Source organism: Kitasatospora sp. NPDC056138 (genome assembly GCF_042264695.1).
In the GTDB taxonomy this organism is placed as follows: domain Bacteria; phylum Actinomycetota; class Actinomycetes; order Streptomycetales; family Streptomycetaceae; genus Kitasatospora.
This window is the reverse complement of the sequence record NZ_JBHJVK010000012.1, coordinates 135,623-149,894: the sequence shown is the minus strand read 5'-3', so window position 1 is coordinate 149,894 and position 14,272 is coordinate 135,623. Positions and strand designations below refer to the sequence as shown.

General features: G+C 71.1%; 14 protein-coding genes. 5 read left to right on the top strand and 9 right to left on the bottom strand.

The features are described from left to right. Positions 1-64: 64 nt before the first annotated feature. Complete coding sequence (locus ACFC1R_RS11485; RefSeq protein WP_375936400.1) at positions 65-403, bottom strand: hypothetical protein; 339 nt, start codon at positions 401-403, stop codon at positions 65-67. Positions 404-619: 216 nt separating this feature from the next. Further along, positions 620-1,564 (bottom strand): heme o synthase, encoded by a 945-nt coding sequence (locus ACFC1R_RS11480; protein ID WP_375936398.1) that lies wholly within the window; start codon positions 1,562-1,564, stop codon positions 620-622. Between the two features lie 437 nt (positions 1,565-2,001). On the opposite strand from ACFC1R_RS11480, the gene tkt reads away from it, so the two are divergent. From tkt to pgl, 5 genes are all read left to right on the top strand, one after another. Continuing rightward, a complete protein-coding gene (gene tkt, locus ACFC1R_RS11475) occupies positions 2,002-4,101 on the top strand; it encodes a transketolase (RefSeq protein ID WP_375936395.1) in 2,100 nt (699 codons plus the stop codon). 100 nt (positions 4,102-4,201) lie between these two features. Next, positions 4,202-5,317 carry a transaldolase gene (gene tal / locus ACFC1R_RS11470; RefSeq protein WP_375936392.1) on the top strand — a complete coding sequence of 372 codons (1,116 nt, stop codon included), beginning with the start codon at positions 4,202-4,204 and terminating at the stop codon, positions 5,315-5,317. 39 nt (positions 5,318-5,356) lie between these two features. After that, positions 5,357-6,922 (top strand): glucose-6-phosphate dehydrogenase, encoded by a 1,566-nt coding sequence (gene zwf, locus ACFC1R_RS11465; protein ID WP_375936389.1) that lies wholly within the window; start codon positions 5,357-5,359, stop codon positions 6,920-6,922. Beyond that, positions 6,919-8,025: a glucose-6-phosphate dehydrogenase assembly protein OpcA gene (gene opcA / locus ACFC1R_RS11460; RefSeq protein WP_375936386.1), complete on the top strand. Its 1,107-nt coding sequence runs from the start codon at positions 6,919-6,921 to the stop codon at positions 8,023-8,025. Before zwf ends, opcA begins: the two co-directional genes overlap by 4 nt. Beyond that, positions 8,022-8,807 carry a 6-phosphogluconolactonase gene (gene pgl, locus ACFC1R_RS11455; RefSeq protein ID WP_375936383.1) on the top strand — a complete coding sequence of 262 codons (786 nt, stop codon included), beginning with the start codon at positions 8,022-8,024 and terminating at the stop codon, positions 8,805-8,807. Before opcA ends, pgl begins: the two co-directional genes overlap by 4 nt. Positions 8,808-8,885: 78 nt before the next feature. Here the strand turns inward: pgl and ACFC1R_RS11450 are convergent, their stop codons facing one another. The 7 genes from ACFC1R_RS11450 to ACFC1R_RS11420 all read right to left on the bottom strand — a co-directional run bounded on the left by ACFC1R_RS11450 (position 8,886) and on the right by ACFC1R_RS11420 (position 14,265). After that, positions 8,886-9,893, bottom strand: a complete 1,008-nt coding sequence (locus ACFC1R_RS11450; RefSeq protein WP_375936380.1) for an ABC transporter permease — start codon at positions 9,891-9,893, stop codon at positions 8,886-8,888. Further along, complete coding sequence (locus ACFC1R_RS11445) at positions 9,890-10,843, bottom strand: ABC transporter ATP-binding protein (RefSeq protein ID WP_375936377.1); 954 nt, start codon at positions 10,841-10,843, stop codon at positions 9,890-9,892. Before ACFC1R_RS11445 ends, ACFC1R_RS11450 begins: the two co-directional genes overlap by 4 nt. Continuing rightward, complete coding sequence (locus tag ACFC1R_RS11440; protein ID WP_375936374.1) at positions 10,840-11,274, bottom strand: GntR family transcriptional regulator; 435 nt, start codon at positions 11,272-11,274, stop codon at positions 10,840-10,842. Before ACFC1R_RS11440 ends, ACFC1R_RS11445 begins: the two co-directional genes overlap by 4 nt. 134 nt (positions 11,275-11,408) lie before the next feature. Continuing rightward, positions 11,409-11,744, bottom strand: coding sequence for an RNA polymerase-binding protein RbpA (locus ACFC1R_RS11435; protein WP_082119361.1), 336 nt, complete (start codon positions 11,742-11,744; stop codon positions 11,409-11,411). Between the two features lie 203 nt (positions 11,745-11,947). Next, on the bottom strand, positions 11,948-12,181 hold the full coding sequence (secG, locus tag ACFC1R_RS11430) for a preprotein translocase subunit SecG (protein ID WP_045300667.1): 234 nt from the start codon (positions 12,179-12,181) through the stop codon (positions 11,948-11,950). 88 nt (positions 12,182-12,269) lie between these two features. Continuing rightward, on the bottom strand, positions 12,270-13,055 hold the full coding sequence (gene tpiA / locus ACFC1R_RS11425; protein WP_375936369.1) for a triose-phosphate isomerase: 786 nt from the start codon (positions 13,053-13,055) through the stop codon (positions 12,270-12,272). 4 nt (positions 13,056-13,059) lie between these two features. Further along, positions 13,060-14,265 carry a phosphoglycerate kinase gene (locus tag ACFC1R_RS11420; RefSeq protein WP_375936366.1) on the bottom strand — a complete coding sequence of 402 codons (1,206 nt, stop codon included), beginning with the start codon at positions 14,263-14,265 and terminating at the stop codon, positions 13,060-13,062. Between the last annotated feature and the right edge of the window lie 7 nt (positions 14,266-14,272).

The window sequence follows — 14,272 nt, the reverse complement described above, 5'->3', positions numbered from 1 at the left end:
ACGAAATCTCGCGCGGTCCCCGCGCCCCTGTGCGCTCGTTGAAGGGCTTCCCCGGCGGGAGGCTTCAGCCGCCGATCTGGATCCCGGCCATCCGCTTCCACTCGTACCCGCCGGTCTTCACCTTGAGGCCCAGCTCGCCCTCGAAGCTGTCGTGCAGCGTCAGCCCGGACAGTTCGGCGGCCCGGCGGCCGATGGCGTAGGTCGGGGCGACCTGGTCGCCCCACGCGCCGTCCGCGCCCACCAGGACGATCCGGGTGGCGGTCCGGCCGACGTACTCGACCACGCCCTCGGCGGTGCCGCCGTGCTGCCGGGCGAAGCTGTCGATGTGCTTGGCGATGCGCTTGGCGCGGCGCTCGGCGCGCGCGTCCTGCGGGGCGGTGGTGGCGGTCTCTGCGCTGGTCATGCCCGCATGCTACCGACCAGTAGTCAGGCTGGCGACGGGAGCGCCGTGTGCGGCGGGCCACACCCCCGTCGTCCTCGCGCCCGGGCCGCACGGGCGCTGCCGCCCGGTGGCGGTCGACGGCGGTCGGCAGCGGCAGGCGGCACCTGACGGAGAACCCCCGGCCATCTGACACAGAAAGGCCCGACCTGGGCAGGTCGGGCCTTTCCGGAGGGTCGGTCAGAGGAACGGATCCACCGCGACGACTACGAAGAGTAGTGAGAGGTAGGTGATGGACCAGTGGAAGAGCCGCATCTCCTTCAGCGCGGCTCCCACGATCCCGGCCTTGGCCCTGGCGTACAGGCCGTGCGCCTCCTTGAGCCAGAAGGCACCGAGCACCACCGCCGCGGCCGGGTAGAGCAGGGTGGTGTGCGCCAGCGGCCACAGGGCCAGCGAGACGGCCACCATCACCCAGGAGTAGATGACGATCTGCTTGGCCACCGCCAGGTTGCCCTTGAGCACCGGGAGCATCGGCACCCCGGCCTTCTCGTAGTCCTCACGGACCTTCATCGAGAGCGGCCAGTAGTGCGGCGGCGTCCAGAAGAAGATCACCAGGAAGAGCACCAGCGCCGACCAGGACAGCGAGTCGGTCACCGCCGCCCAGCCGACGAAGACCGGCATGCAGCCCGCGATGCCGCCCCAGACGATGTTCTGGGTGGTCCGCCGCTTGAGGCCGAGCGTGTAGACGAAGACGTAGAACAGCAGGGCGGACAGCGCCAGCCCGGCGGACAGCCAGTTCACCAGCAGCCCGAGGAAGAGCGTGGAACCGACCGCCAGCGCGATACCGAAGACCAGCGCCTCGCGCGGCGACACCATGCCGGTGACGATCGGGCGGCGCTCGGTCCGGGACATCACCGCGTCGATGTCGCGGTCGATGTACATGTTGAGCGCATTGGCGCCGCCTGCCGACAGGTAGCCGCCGACGACGACATACAGGACCAGCAGCAGGTTGGGAACCCCACGCTGTGCCAGGAACATCACCGGGACGGTGCTCATCAGCAGCAGCTCGATGATCCGAGGCTTGGTCAGTGCGACGAATGCCCCTACACGGGCCCCGAACGGCCGGCGCGCAGGGCTCGCCCCGACCGCCCCGGCAGGGCGGCTCTCGACGGCGGTCACGAACACCCCAACTCAAGATGAATCTTCACAGGCGCCCTTGGGACCGCTTGGTTGCCGTCACGACCGCGCTGCGCGTACCACGCCACCTTAGACGCTCCATATCTCCGCACCGGCCTCGGGGTACCCCGGCGAGGCGCAAGCGCACACCGCCGGGTGAACCCCCGCAAACCGCCTGCTCGCCCGTCTTGTCCTGTGGACGCGCAAAGCCGATCGATCCGGGTCAGGGTAGGACAAGGTGTGTGCGGCCTCCTCCGGGAACCGCGGCCACGAACTCCTGGTTGTCCCGGCACGCAGGGTGAGGCCCGGTCTGGCGGTAGGCTCGCACAGAGAAGCGGGATCAACCCTCCGTGACCGGCACCTAAATAACGTCAGGACCACAATGACGTGGCCGACCGGTCCCTCACGGGGTCACTCTTCATTTATGGAAGGAGCCCTGACTCAGGGTGAGCACCACGCCGACGAACACATTCGAGTGGACCGAACTGGACCAGCGGACGGTCGACACCGCCCGGGTCCTGGCCATGGACGCCGTCCAGAAGGTGGGCAACGGCCACCCGGGGACGGCCATGTCGCTGGCCCCCGCGGCGTACCTGATCTTCCAGCGTTTCCTGCGCCACGACCCCACCGACCCCTCCTGGGCCGGCCGCGACCGCTTCGTGCTCTCGCCCGGGCACACCTCGCTGACGCTGTACACCCAGCTGTACCTCTCGGGCTACGGGCTGTCGCTGGACGACCTCAAGGCCTTCCGCGTCGCGGGCAGCCGCACCCCGGGCCACCCGGAGCACGGCCACACCGCCGGCGTCGAGACCACCACGGGCCCGCTGGGCCAGGGCATCGCCAACGCGGTGGGCATGGCGATGGCCGCCCGGTACGAGCGCGGCCTGTTCGACCCCGAGGCCCCGGCGGGCGAGTCCCCGTTCGACCACACCATCTGGGCCATCGTCTCCGACGGCGACCTCGAGGAGGGCATCTCCGCCGAGGCGTCCTCGCTGGCGGGCCACCAGAAGCTGGGCAACCTGGTCGCGCTCTACGACGACAACCACATCTCGATCGAGGGCGACACCGAGACCGCCTTCTCCGAGGACGTCCTGGCCCGCTACGAGGCGTACGGCTGGCACGTCCAGCGGGTCACCCCGAAGGCCGACGGCGACATCGACGTGCAGGCCCTGGCGACCGCGCTGGACGCGGCCCGTGCCGAGACCGGCCGTCCGTCGATGATCGCGATGCGCACCATCATCGCCTGGCCGGCCCCGAACGCCCAGGACACCGCCAAGGCGCACGGCTCGGCGCTCGGCGAGGCCGAGATCGCCGCCACCAAGAAGGTGCTGGGCTTCGACCCGCAGAAGCACTTCGAGGTCTCCGACGCGGTCGTCGACCACGCCCGCGAGGTCGTCCAGCGCGGGAAGGCCACGCGCCACGAGTGGGAGAAGGGCTTCCACGCCTGGCGCGAGGCCAACCCGGAGCGCGCCGCCGAGTTCGACCGGATCACCGCCGGCGAGCTCCCCGACGGCTGGGAGAAGGCCTTCCCGGTCTTCCCGGCCGGCAAGGACGTCGCCACCCGCAAGGCCAGCGGCGACACCCTCAAGGCGCTCGGCTCGGTGATCCCGGAGCTGTGGGGCGGCTCGGCCGACCTCGCGGAGTCCAACCTCACCACCATCGACGAGGACAGCTCCTTCCTGCCCGAGGGCAACGCGCTGAAGTCGGCCAGCCCCTACGGCCGGACGATCCACTTCGGCATCCGCGAGCACGCCATGGGCTCGACCATGAACGGCATCGCGCTGCACGGCAACACCCGGGTCTTCGGCGGCACCTTCCTGGTGTTCTCCGACTACATGCGCCCGGCCGTCCGCCTCGCCGCGCTGATGAAGCTCCCGGTCACCTACGTCTGGACGCACGACTCGATCGGCCTCGGCGAGGACGGCCCGACCCACCAGCCGGTCGAGCACCTGGCCGCGCTGCGCGCCATCCCCGGCCTGTCGGTGGTCCGCCCGGCCGACGCCAACGAGACGGCCGTCGTCTGGCGCGCCATCACCGAGCGGCACGCCAGCCGCCCCGGCCCGGTCGGCCTGGCGCTCACCCGCCAGGGCGTGCCGACCTTCGACCGCGAGGTCTTCCACTCGGCCGACGGCGCCGCCAGGGGCGGTTACGTGCTGGCCGAGGCGTCCACCAGCGCCCCGCAGGTGATCCTGATCGGCACCGGCTCCGAGGTCCAGCTCGCCGTCCAGGCGCGCGAGGCCCTGGAGGCCGACGGCATCGCCACCCGCGTGGTGTCCATGCCCTCGATCGAGTGGTTCAACGAGCAGGACCAGGCGTACCGCGACAGCGTGCTGCCGCCGAACGTCCGGGCCCGCGTCTCGGTCGAGGCCGGCATCGCCCAGGGCTGGCGCGAGCTGGTCGGCGACGCCGGTCGGATCATCAGCCTGGAGCACTACGGCGCGTCCGCCGACTACAAGGTGCTGTTCAACGAGTTCGGCCTGACCGCCGACGCCGTTGCCAACGCCGCCCGCGCCTCGCTCCGCACGGTCGAGGCCGTCTCCCGCTAAGGGACACCTGGGCCGGGGTGGCCGACCGCACATCGGGTGCCCCGGCCCGTCTGACCACCCCACAGCAGACGAACGAAGACGAAGAAGAGGATGAAGCACCATGACTGACGCACTGAAGCGCCTCAGCGACGAAGGCGTGGCGATCTGGCTGGACGACCTCAGCCGCGACCGGCTGAACAGCGGGAACCTGGCCGAACTGGTGCAGAGCAAGCACGTGGTGGGCGTCACCACCAACCCGACCATCTTCCAGAAGGCCATCGGCGGCGGCAGCGCCGCCTACCAGGGCCAGCTGAAGGACCTGGCGGTCCGCAAGGTCACCACCGACGAGGCCGTCCGCATGATCACCACCTCGGACGTGCGCGACGCGGCCGACGTGCTGCGCCCGGTCTACGACGCCTCCAACGGCCGCGACGGCCGGGTCTCCATCGAGGTCGACCCGCGCCTGGCGCACGAGACCGAGCCGACCGTCGCCGAGGCGAAGCAGCTGTGGTGGCTGGTCGACCGCCCGAACGTGTTCATCAAGATCCCCGCCACCAAGGCCGGGCTGCCCGCCATCTCCGCCGTGCTCGCCAAGGGCATCAGCGTCAACGTCACGCTGATCTTCTCGCTGGAGCGCTACCGCGCGGTGATGGACGCCTACCTGACCGGTCTGGAGCAGGCCAAGGCCGCCGGCCTCGACCTCTCGCAGATCGAGTCGGTCGCCTCGTTCTTCGTCTCCCGCGTGGACACCGAGATCGACAAGCGCCTGGACAAGATCGGCGGCGAGGCCAAGGAGCTCCGCTCCAAGGCCGCGGTGGCCAACGCCCGCCTCGCCTACCAGGCGTACGAGGAGGTGTTCTCCAGTGACCGCTGGAAGGCCCTGGAGGCCGCCGGCGCCAAGGCCCAGCGCCCGCTGTGGGCCTCCACCGGCGTCAAGGACCCGGCCCTGCCGGACACCATGTACGTCACCGAGCTGGTTGCCCCCGGCACCGTGAACACCATGCCCGAGGCCACCCTGGACGCCACCGACGACCACGGCCAGGTCACCGGTGACACCATCACCACCAACTACGCCGACGCCAAGGCCGTGATGGACGCCATCGCCGCCGCCGGTGTCGACTACGACGATGTCGTCCAGGTGCTGGAGGACGAGGGCGTAAGCAAGTTCGAGCAGTCCTGGAACGAGCTGCTCGACACCGTCACCGCCAGCCTGGCCGGCTTCGCCACCGAGAAGTGATCTCACCCGCTCACATCCACCGAAAGCGGAGCCACTCCAGTGAGCACTGACTTCCCCGAGGTCGAGCAGGGCGAACCCCCGCTCGTACCCTCGAACCCCCTGCGGGATCCCGCAGACCGACGGCTCCCGCGCATCGCGGGGCCGTCGGGCCTGGTCATCTTCGGTGTCACCGGCGACCTGTCGCGCAAGAAGCTGATGCCGGCCATCTACGACCTCGCCAACCGCGGTCTGCTGCCGCCGGGCTTCTCGCTCGTCGGCTTCGCCCGCCGTGAGTGGGAGGACGAGGACTTCGCGAAGGAGGTCCACGACGCGGTCAAGCTGCACGCCCGCACTCCCTTCCGGGAGGAGGTCTGGCAGCAGCTCGCCAAGGGCATGCGCTTCATCCAGGGCAGCTTCGACGACGACGACGCCTTCGAGAGCCTGCGCAAGACGATCGAGGACCTGGACGCCGCGCAGGGCACCAGCGGCAACTTCGCCTTCTACCTGTCGGTGCCGCCGAAGTCCTTCCCGATCGTGGTCCAGCAGCTCAAGAAGCACGGTCTGGCCGACCCGCCGCAGGGCTCCTGGCGCCGCGCGGTGATCGAGAAGCCGTTCGGCCACGACCTGGAGAGCGCCCAGGAGCTGAACCGGATCGTCCACGAGGTCTTCCCCCGGGACGAGGTCTTCCGGATCGACCACTACCTGGGCAAGGAGACGGTCCAGAACATCCTGGCGCTCCGGTTCGCCAACACGATGTTCGAGCCGATCTGGAACCGGTCGTACGTCGACCACGTGCAGATCACCATGGCCGAGGACATCGGCATCGGCGGCCGGGCCGGGTACTACGACGGCATCGGCGCCGCCCGGGACGTCATCCAGAACCACCTGATCCAGCTGATGGCCCTCACCGCGATCGAGGAGCCCGCGTCCTTCCACCCGAAGGCGCTGGTCGCCGAGAAGCTCAAGGTGCTGAGCGCGGTCAAGCTCCCGGCCGACCTGGGCAAGCACACCGTGCGCGGCCAGTACGCGGCCGGCTGGCAGGGCGGCGAGGAGGTGCTCGGGTACCTGGACGAGGACGGCATCGACCCCAACTCCAAGACCGACACCTACGCGGCGATCAAGCTGGAGATCAACAACCGCCGCTGGGCGGGCGTCCCGTTCTACCTGCGCACCGGCAAGCGCCTGGGCCGCCGGGTCACCGAGATCGCGGTGGTCTTCAAGCGCGCCCCGTACCTGCCCTTCGACGCCTACGCGACCGAGGAGCTGGGGCAGAACGCGCTGGTCATCCGGGTGCAGCCGGACGAGGGCGTGACGGTGCGGTTCGGCTCCAAGGTGCCCGGCACCTCCTTCGAGGTGCGCGACGTCACCATGGACTTCCAGTACGGCGAGTCCTTCACCGAGTCCAGCCCGGAGGCGTACGAGCGGCTCATCCTGGACGTCCTGCTCGGCGACGCCAACCTGTTCCCCCGGCACCAGGAGGTCGAGCTCTCCTGGCGGATCCTCGACCCGATCGAGAAGTACTGGGACACCCACGGCAAGCCCGCCCAGTACCCGGCCGGGACCTGGGGGCCCGCCGAGGCGGACGAGATGCTCGCACGAGACGGCAGGAGCTGGCGTCGGCCATGAAGATCGACCTGACCAACACCACGTCCAGCAAGATCAACGCTTCGCTGATGGACGCCCGCCGGGCCAGCGGAGCCGGCGCCGCCGGCATGGTGCTCACCCTCGTCATCGTCACCGACGAGGGCAGTGCCTACGACGCGCTCAAGGCCGCCAACGACGCCTCGCGCGAGCACCCGAACCGCACCCTCGCGGTGATCAAGCGCGCCGGACGCTCGCCCCGGGCCCGGGCCGAGACCCGGCTGGACGCCGAGATCCTGGTCGGCTCGGACGCCGGTTCGGGCGAGACCGTCATCCTGCGCATGCACGGTGAACTCACCGCGCACGCCCAGTCGGTGGTGCTGCCGCTGCTGCTGCCCGACGCCCCCGTGGTGGTCTGGTGGCCGGAGAACGCACCCCAGCACCCGGCCCAGGACCCGCTGGGCGCGCTCGCCCAGCGCCGGATCACCGACGCGGTCACCGCGGAGTCCCCGGTCGGCCAGCTCGCCCAGCGGGCCGAGAGCTACGCCCCCGGCGACACCGACCTGGCCTGGACCCGGATCACCGGCTGGCGCTCCATGCTGGCCGCGGCCCTGGACCAGCATCCGGCGAAGATCGTCTCCGCCGTGGTCGAGGGCGAGCCCTACAACCCGAGCGTCGAGCTGCTCGGGCTGTGGCTGATGACCCGGCTGCGCGTCCCGGTCGAGCGGGTGGTCACGGCGGGGCCCGGGATCACCTCGGTCACCCTGCGCACCAAGGACGGCGCCATCGTCCTGGACCGCCCGGACGGCCTGATGGGCACGCTCTCCATGCCCGGTTCGCCCGACCGCCAGGTCGCGCTCAAGCGCCGGGAGACCTCGGAGCTGATCGCCGAGGAGCTGCGTCGCCTCGACCCGGACGACATCTACGCGACCGCCGTCCGCACCCCGGTCGACCGGCTGCAGGAGCCCGCCCCGGCGGACCCGCAGTCCGCGGACCCGCAGTCGGCCGCGGGCGCGGACGGCGCGGCAGCGGACGGCGCAGCAGCGGACGGCGCAGCAGCGGACGGCGCGGCCGATGCGGCCGAGGACGACAAGGCCGAGAAGGGCGCCGCGAAGAAGGCCGCTCCCCGGAAGCGGTCGGCATCGTGACGGCTGCCACCACCCCGCAGCTGGTCGTCCACCGCGACAAGGAGCTGATGGCCCAGGCGACCGCCGCCCGGCTGATCACCCGGATCGTGGACGCCCAGGCCGCCCGTGGCACCGCTTCGGTGGTGCTCACGGGCGGGCGCAACGGCAACGCCCTGCTCGCCGCGATCGCCGCCTCCCCGGCGCGCGACGCGGTGGACTGGGCCAACCTGGAGCTCTGGTGGGGCGACGAGCGCTTCGTCCCCGCCGCGGACCCGGACCGGAACGCCGTCCAGGCGCGGGCCGAGCTGCTCGACGCCGTCCCGCTCGACCCGGCGCGGGTGCACGAGATGCCCGCCTCGGACGGGGTGGACGGCTCCGACGTGGAGGCCGCCGCCGCGCGGTACGCCCAGGAGCTGGCCCACGCGGCCGGCCCCGGCGACCACGCCGGTGTCCCGGCCTTCGACGTGCTGCTGCTCGGCGTCGGCCCGGACACCCATGTCGCCTCGCTCTTCCCCGAGCACCCGGGTGTCCGGGAGCGCGAGCTGACCGTGATCGGCGTGCGCGGGGCGCCCAAGCCGCCGCCCACCCGGATCTCGCTCACCCTTCCGGCCATCCGGGCGGCGCGCGAGGTCTGGCTGCTCGCGGCCGGCGAGGACAAGGCCGACGCCGTCGCGATGGCCCTCTCCGGGCCCGGCGAGATCCAGGCGCCGGCCTCCGGCGCCCGCGGTCTCAGCCGCACGCTGTGGCTGCTCGACCGCACGGCGGCCACGAAGATCCCGGCCGGTCTCTACCCGCCGGCCTAGCCGTCGGGAGCATTCGGGGCTGAACGGCGGTGCGGTGCACCGCCGTTCAGCCCCGTTCCGCTGTCCGGAGCGCGCCGTCTAGACCGACCGGCGGGTACGGACCAGCAGGAACACCACCAGCGCGGCGGCCAGCACCAGGCAGATGCCGGACTCGACGCCCTGCAGCGGCCAGTAGTCCGAGGCGCGGTGCACCTCGCTGTACTCCCTGGCGTTGCCCAGGCAGGCCGCGTAGTCGCTGCTGGACGTACAGGCGTCGATGGCCAGCCGGGTGCCGTCCGGGAGCTGGTAGCCCTGGCCGAAGCCCCACACGTCGTTGGGCAGCGAGGACCGCGGGACCAGCATGGTTTCCGAACTCCACAGGTACGGGCGGACCACGGACATCCCGTACTGGAGCGCCGCGACCACCGCGAGGGTCACGCCCATCGCCGGGACCACCCGGCCCAGCAGGGCCCCGACGGTCGCGCCGACCGCCAGCGCCAGCAGCACGGTGGCGATCAGTACCGGCCCGCCGGAGACGATGAACACGCGGGCGGACCAGGCCACCCCGGAGACGTCGTTTGCGGAGGGCTGCCAGAGCCAGCGGTAGAGCATCATCAGCGTCGCGGAGCCGAGCGCCCCGACCAGCCCGGCGGTGACCAGTTTGGCGGCCGTCCAGCGACGCCGGCCGACCGACTGCGCCAGGACCAGCCGCCAGGTGCCGCTCTCCAGCTCCCGGGCGAACAGCGGCGCCCCCACGAAGACTCCGGCCATCGCGGGCAGCAGCAGGAGCAGCAGGCCGATCCCCTTGATCAGCAGCCCGTAGCTCTCCCGGAACTGCTCCACCGCCTGCTGCATGCCCACCCCCTGGCACCGGGGGTCCAGGCTGATCTCGGCGCAGCCGGCGATGTGCTTGGTGTCGATGTAGTCGACCATCTCGCTGCGCAGGAACGGGAAGGCCACCACGGCCACCGCGATGACGGCCAGCCAGAGGGCGATCGTCAGCCGCTGCTGACGCCACATCAGCCAGCCGAGGCTCTGCCGGGCCGACCGCGGACGGACCGGTGTACGCGTCCCGGCCTCGGTGGCGGTGCTCAGGTGGGTGCTCATGCCGCCTCCCCCGCAACGGCCGGGCGGGCCTCGTCGGTGAGCAGGGCGGGCGCGCCGGAGGCGCGCAGGTGGGCCAGCAGGAGTTCCTCCAGGGTGGGTGTCTCGGCGTGCCAGCTGCCGGGCAGCGGCCCGCGCGGGCGGACCAGTGCGGTGAGTTGGCGCCCGCTGCGGCGGGTCTCGATCACCTGGTGCGGGGCGAGCTCGGCCGGCGTCCCGTCCTCGGCGACGGCCGCGGTGACGAGCAGGTGGGCGTCGAGGAGCTCCTCGATGTCACCCGCAAGGAGGACCTTGCCGTCGGCGAGCAGGACCAGGTAGTCGCAGGCGTCCTCCAGCTCGGCGACCACGTGCGAGGACATCAGGACGGTGGTGCCGCGCTCGGCGGCCTCCGCCATCAGCAGGCCCATCAGCTCGTGGCGGGCCACCGGGTCGAGGTCGGACATCGGCTCGTCCAGGATCAGCAGGTCGGGCTGCTTGCCGAGGGCCACGGCGAGCGAGACCCGGGTGCGCTGGCCGCCGGAGAGCGAGCCGATCCTGGCGGAGCGCGGGAACCGGCCGCCGGCCAGCACCGCCTCCGCCTTCGCCTGGTCCCAGCCGGGGTTGAGGTCGCGGCCCAGGCGCAGGGTCTCGGCGACGGTGAAGCCGCTGTAGAGCGGCTTGTCCTGGGCGACGTACCCGATCCGGTCCCGGTTCTCCGCGGCGTCCAGCGGGCGGCCGAAGACCTCGACGGTGCCCTCGGTGGGCATCAGCAGGTGCGCGGCGATGGACAACAGGGTGCTCTTGCCGGCCCCGTTCGGGCCGACCATCGCGCAGATCCGCCCGGCGGGCAGCCGGAAGGAGCAGTTCCGCAGGGCCCAGCCGCGCCGGTAGCGCTTGCCGAGGCCGTCGGCCTCCAGGGCGGACATCCGGGTCCCGGCGTGCCCGCCCGGGTCGCCGGAGTACAGCTCGGTCATAGGTTCCCCTTGTCTTTCGCGGCCGCGTCCCCGGGACGGGCCGTGTACTCCTCGTCGACCACGGCCGCGACCAGCGCGGTGACGTCGTCCCGGTCCAGCCCCGTCTGCCGTGCCTTGGCGGCCCAGACCGCCAGTTCGGCCCGCAGCGGGGAGTCGGGAGCCGCCTCCTCGTGCGCGAGCGTGCGCAGGACGAAGGTGCCGAGGCCGGGGCGGGGGGCGACGAGCCCCTCGCGCTCCAGTTCCCGGTAGGCCTTCAGCACCGTGTTCGGATTGATGGCGGTGGCTTCCACCACCTGCTTGGCGGTCGGCAGCCGGTCCCCCGGCACCAGCAGGCCGAGCCTGAGCGCCTGCTTGGTCTGCTGCACGATCTGGAGGTAGGTGGCGACTCCACTTCGCCGGTCGATGCGATAGTCGACCACTTGCACCACCATTCCACTAGTTAATTAGTGGAATGGTGGTGCAAGAGAGCCCCGCTCGTCAACCGAGGCCGACGACGGGGCTCATCGAGGTGAAAAAAATAGGGCCGGGCCAACGGCCCAGCCCTGGTTACTGCGGTGACGCCCGCTCAGATCTCGCCGCGCAGCTTGGCGAGCGCCTCGGCCAGGATGGCCTCGCCGTCCGCGTCGGTACGGCGCTCGCGGACGTACGCGAGGTGGGTCTTGTACGGCTCGTTGCGCGAGGGCGCCGGCGGGTTGTGCTCGTCCTGGCCGGCCGGGAAGCCGCAGCGCGGGCAGTCCCAGGTGTCCGGGATCGCAGCCTCGGCCGCGAAGCTGGGACGCGTCTCGTGCTTGTTGGCGCACCAGAAGGAGATCCGGTTACGGGGGGCGGACTCGCCGCGCTCCGCCTCGCCCATCGGGCCGGCGCCTACTCTGCTGCCACGGATGGCGTTGCCACTTGCCACGGTCTGACTCCCTGCGTATCCACTGCCGCCCGCCGCTATCTGCGGACGGTGGCGAAGTCGTCCCAGTGTAAGCGGGAGTTAAGGATCTGCCACCACCGCCTCCGGGCGCATTTCAGCATAAGCGCCCGGGAGACGGACCGTCAGTTCCCCGGCCGACTCGGCCGAGCCGAAGGACCGGTTGCCCGCGGGCAACCGCAGCCGGACTACTTGTACTTGAGCAGCAGACCGAGCACCACGATGCAGGCGAACCAGCCGATGCCCACGATGATGGTGATGCGGTCGAGGTTGCGCTCGGCCACCGCGGAGCCGCCGCCGGCCGACATCGCGCCGCCACCGAACATGTCGGACAGGCCGCCGCCCTTCCCCTTGTGCAGCAGCACCAGGAGGACCATCAGCAGACTGAAGATGATCAGGGCAATCGAGAACCCGAGAACCACGGCGGGGACCAACTCTCTCGTATCTTCGGCGAAGGGGCCGGGCCGCCAGAAGCGGTCCGGCCCCAAAGCCTACGTTGCTGCGGCGGCGTTAGCCTACTGCCTGCTCGCGGTAGCGCACGATCTTGACGAACTCGTCGGCGTCCAGCGAGGCGCCGCCGATCAGGGCACCGTCGATGTCGGCCTTGGCCATCAGACCGGCCGCGCTGGAGGACTTCACCGAACCGCCGTACAGGATGCGGACCTTGTCGGCCAGCTCGGCGTCGTACAGCTCGGCCAGGCGGACGCGGATCGCCGCGCAGACCTCCTGGGCGTCCTCCGGGGTCGCCACCTCGCCGGTGCCGATCGCCCAGACCGGCTCGTACGCGACGACGATCTGCTCGGCCTCGGCCGCCGGGACGTCCTTCAGCGCACCGTCCAGCTGCGCCAGGGTGTACTCGACGTGGGTGCCGGCCTTGCGGATCTCCAGCGGCTCGCCGATGCACAGGATCGGCAGCAGGCCGTTGCGGTAGGCCGCCTTGACCTTGGCGTTGACGATCTCCTCGTTCTCGCCGTGGTACTGGCGGCGCTCCGAGTGGCCGATGGCCACGTAGGTGCACTTCAGCTTGGCGAGCATCGGCCCGGAGATCTCACCCGTGTACGCACCGGAGTCGTGCGCCGAGAGGTCCTGGGCGCCGTACTTGATCTTCAGCTTGTCGCCGTCGACCAGGGTCTGCACCGAACGCAGGTCGGTGAACGGCGGCAGGATCGCCACCTCGACCGCCTCGTAGTCCTTCTCGGCCAGCGCGAAGGCCAGCTTCTGGGTGTGGGCGATGGCCTCGAGGTGGTTGAGGTTCATCTTCCAGTTGCCCGCCATCAGCGGGAGACGCGTCGTCATGCGATCAGCCTTCCAGGGCGGCGAGTCCGGGAAGGGTCTTGCCCTCCAGGTACTCGAGGCTCGCGCCACCGCCGGTCGAGATGTGCCCGAACTCCGTCTCGTCGAAGCCCAGGATGCGGACGGCTGCGGCGGAGTCGCCGCCTCCGACCACGGTGAATGCGTCGCTGTCCTGCAGGGCCTGAGCGACGGACTTGCAGCCCTCGGCGAACGTCGGGTGCTCGAAGACGCCCACCGGACCGTTCCAGAACACCGTCGCGGCGTCGGCCAGCTTCGAGGCGAACAGCTCCCGCGTCTTCGGGCCGATGTCCAGGCCCTCCTTGGTCGCGGGGATCTTGTCCGCGTCGACGATCTCGAAGTCCGCGACCGGCGCGTGCGTCTTGGTGTCCGGGAAGTGCGCGGAGACCGCGACGTCCACCGGCAGGACGAACTCGACGTTCTTGGCCTTCGCCCGCTCCAGGTACTCCAGGACGGTCGGGATCTGGTCCTTCTGCAGCAGCGAGATGCCGACCTCGTGACCCAGGGCCGCGAGGAAGGTGTACGCCATGCCGCCGCCGACCAGGATCTTGTCGGCCTTGCCCAGCAGGCTGTCGATCACGCCGAGCTTGTCCGAGACCTTGGCGCCGCCGAGCACCACCACGTACGGACGGGCGACCTCGTCGGTGAGGCGCTTGAGTACGCCGACCTCGGTGGCGATCAGGTCGCCGACGGCGTGCGGCAGTCGGGCCGGCAGGTCGTAGACCGAGGCGTGCTTGCGGTGCACCGCGCCGAAGCCGTCGCCGACGTAGACGTCGGCCAGGGCGGCCAGCTGGTCTGCGAAGGCACCGCGCTCGGCGTCGTCCTTGCTGGTCTCGCCCGCGTTGAAACGCAGGTTCTCGAGCAGCGTGACCTCGCCGTCGGCCAGGGCGGCGACGGTGGCCTTCGCGCTCTCGCCCACCGTGTCGGTGGCGAACGAGACGGACGTGCCGAGCACCTCACCCAGGCGCACGGCGACCGGGGCGAGGGAGAACTGCGGGTCGGGCTCGCCCTTCGGGCGGCCCAGGTGCGAGGCGACGACCACGCGGGCGCCGCGCTCCAGCAGCTTGGCGATGGTCGGGGCGACGGCGCGGATCCGGCCGTCGTCGGTGATCCGGCCGTCGGACAGCGGGACGTTGAGGTCGGCGCGGACGAACACCCGCTTACCGGCGACGTCCAGGTCTTCGATGGTCTTCAACTTCGTT

What these genes read in the sequence shown, in the direction of transcription:
- ACFC1R_RS11485 (WP_375936400.1), bottom strand. Translation starts at nt 403, where the DNA reads ATGACCAGCGCAGAGACCGCCACCACCGCCCCGCAGGACGCGCGCGCC.
- tal (WP_375936392.1), top strand. Translation starts at nt 4,202, where the DNA reads ATGACTGACGCACTGAAGCGCCTCAGCGACGAAGGCGTGGCGATCTGG.
- opcA (WP_375936386.1), top strand. Translation starts at nt 6,919, where the DNA reads ATGAAGATCGACCTGACCAACACCACGTCCAGCAAGATCAACGCTTCG.
- ACFC1R_RS11450 (WP_375936380.1), bottom strand. Translation starts at nt 9,893, where the DNA reads ATGAGCACCCACCTGAGCACCGCCACCGAGGCCGGGACGCGTACACCG.
- ACFC1R_RS11445 (WP_375936377.1), bottom strand. Translation starts at nt 10,843, where the DNA reads ATGACCGAGCTGTACTCCGGCGACCCGGGCGGGCACGCCGGGACCCGG.
- ACFC1R_RS11440 (WP_375936374.1), bottom strand. Translation starts at nt 11,274, where the DNA reads ATGGTGGTGCAAGTGGTCGACTATCGCATCGACCGGCGAAGTGGAGTC.
- tpiA (WP_375936369.1), bottom strand. Translation starts at nt 13,055, where the DNA reads ATGACGACGCGTCTCCCGCTGATGGCGGGCAACTGGAAGATGAACCTC.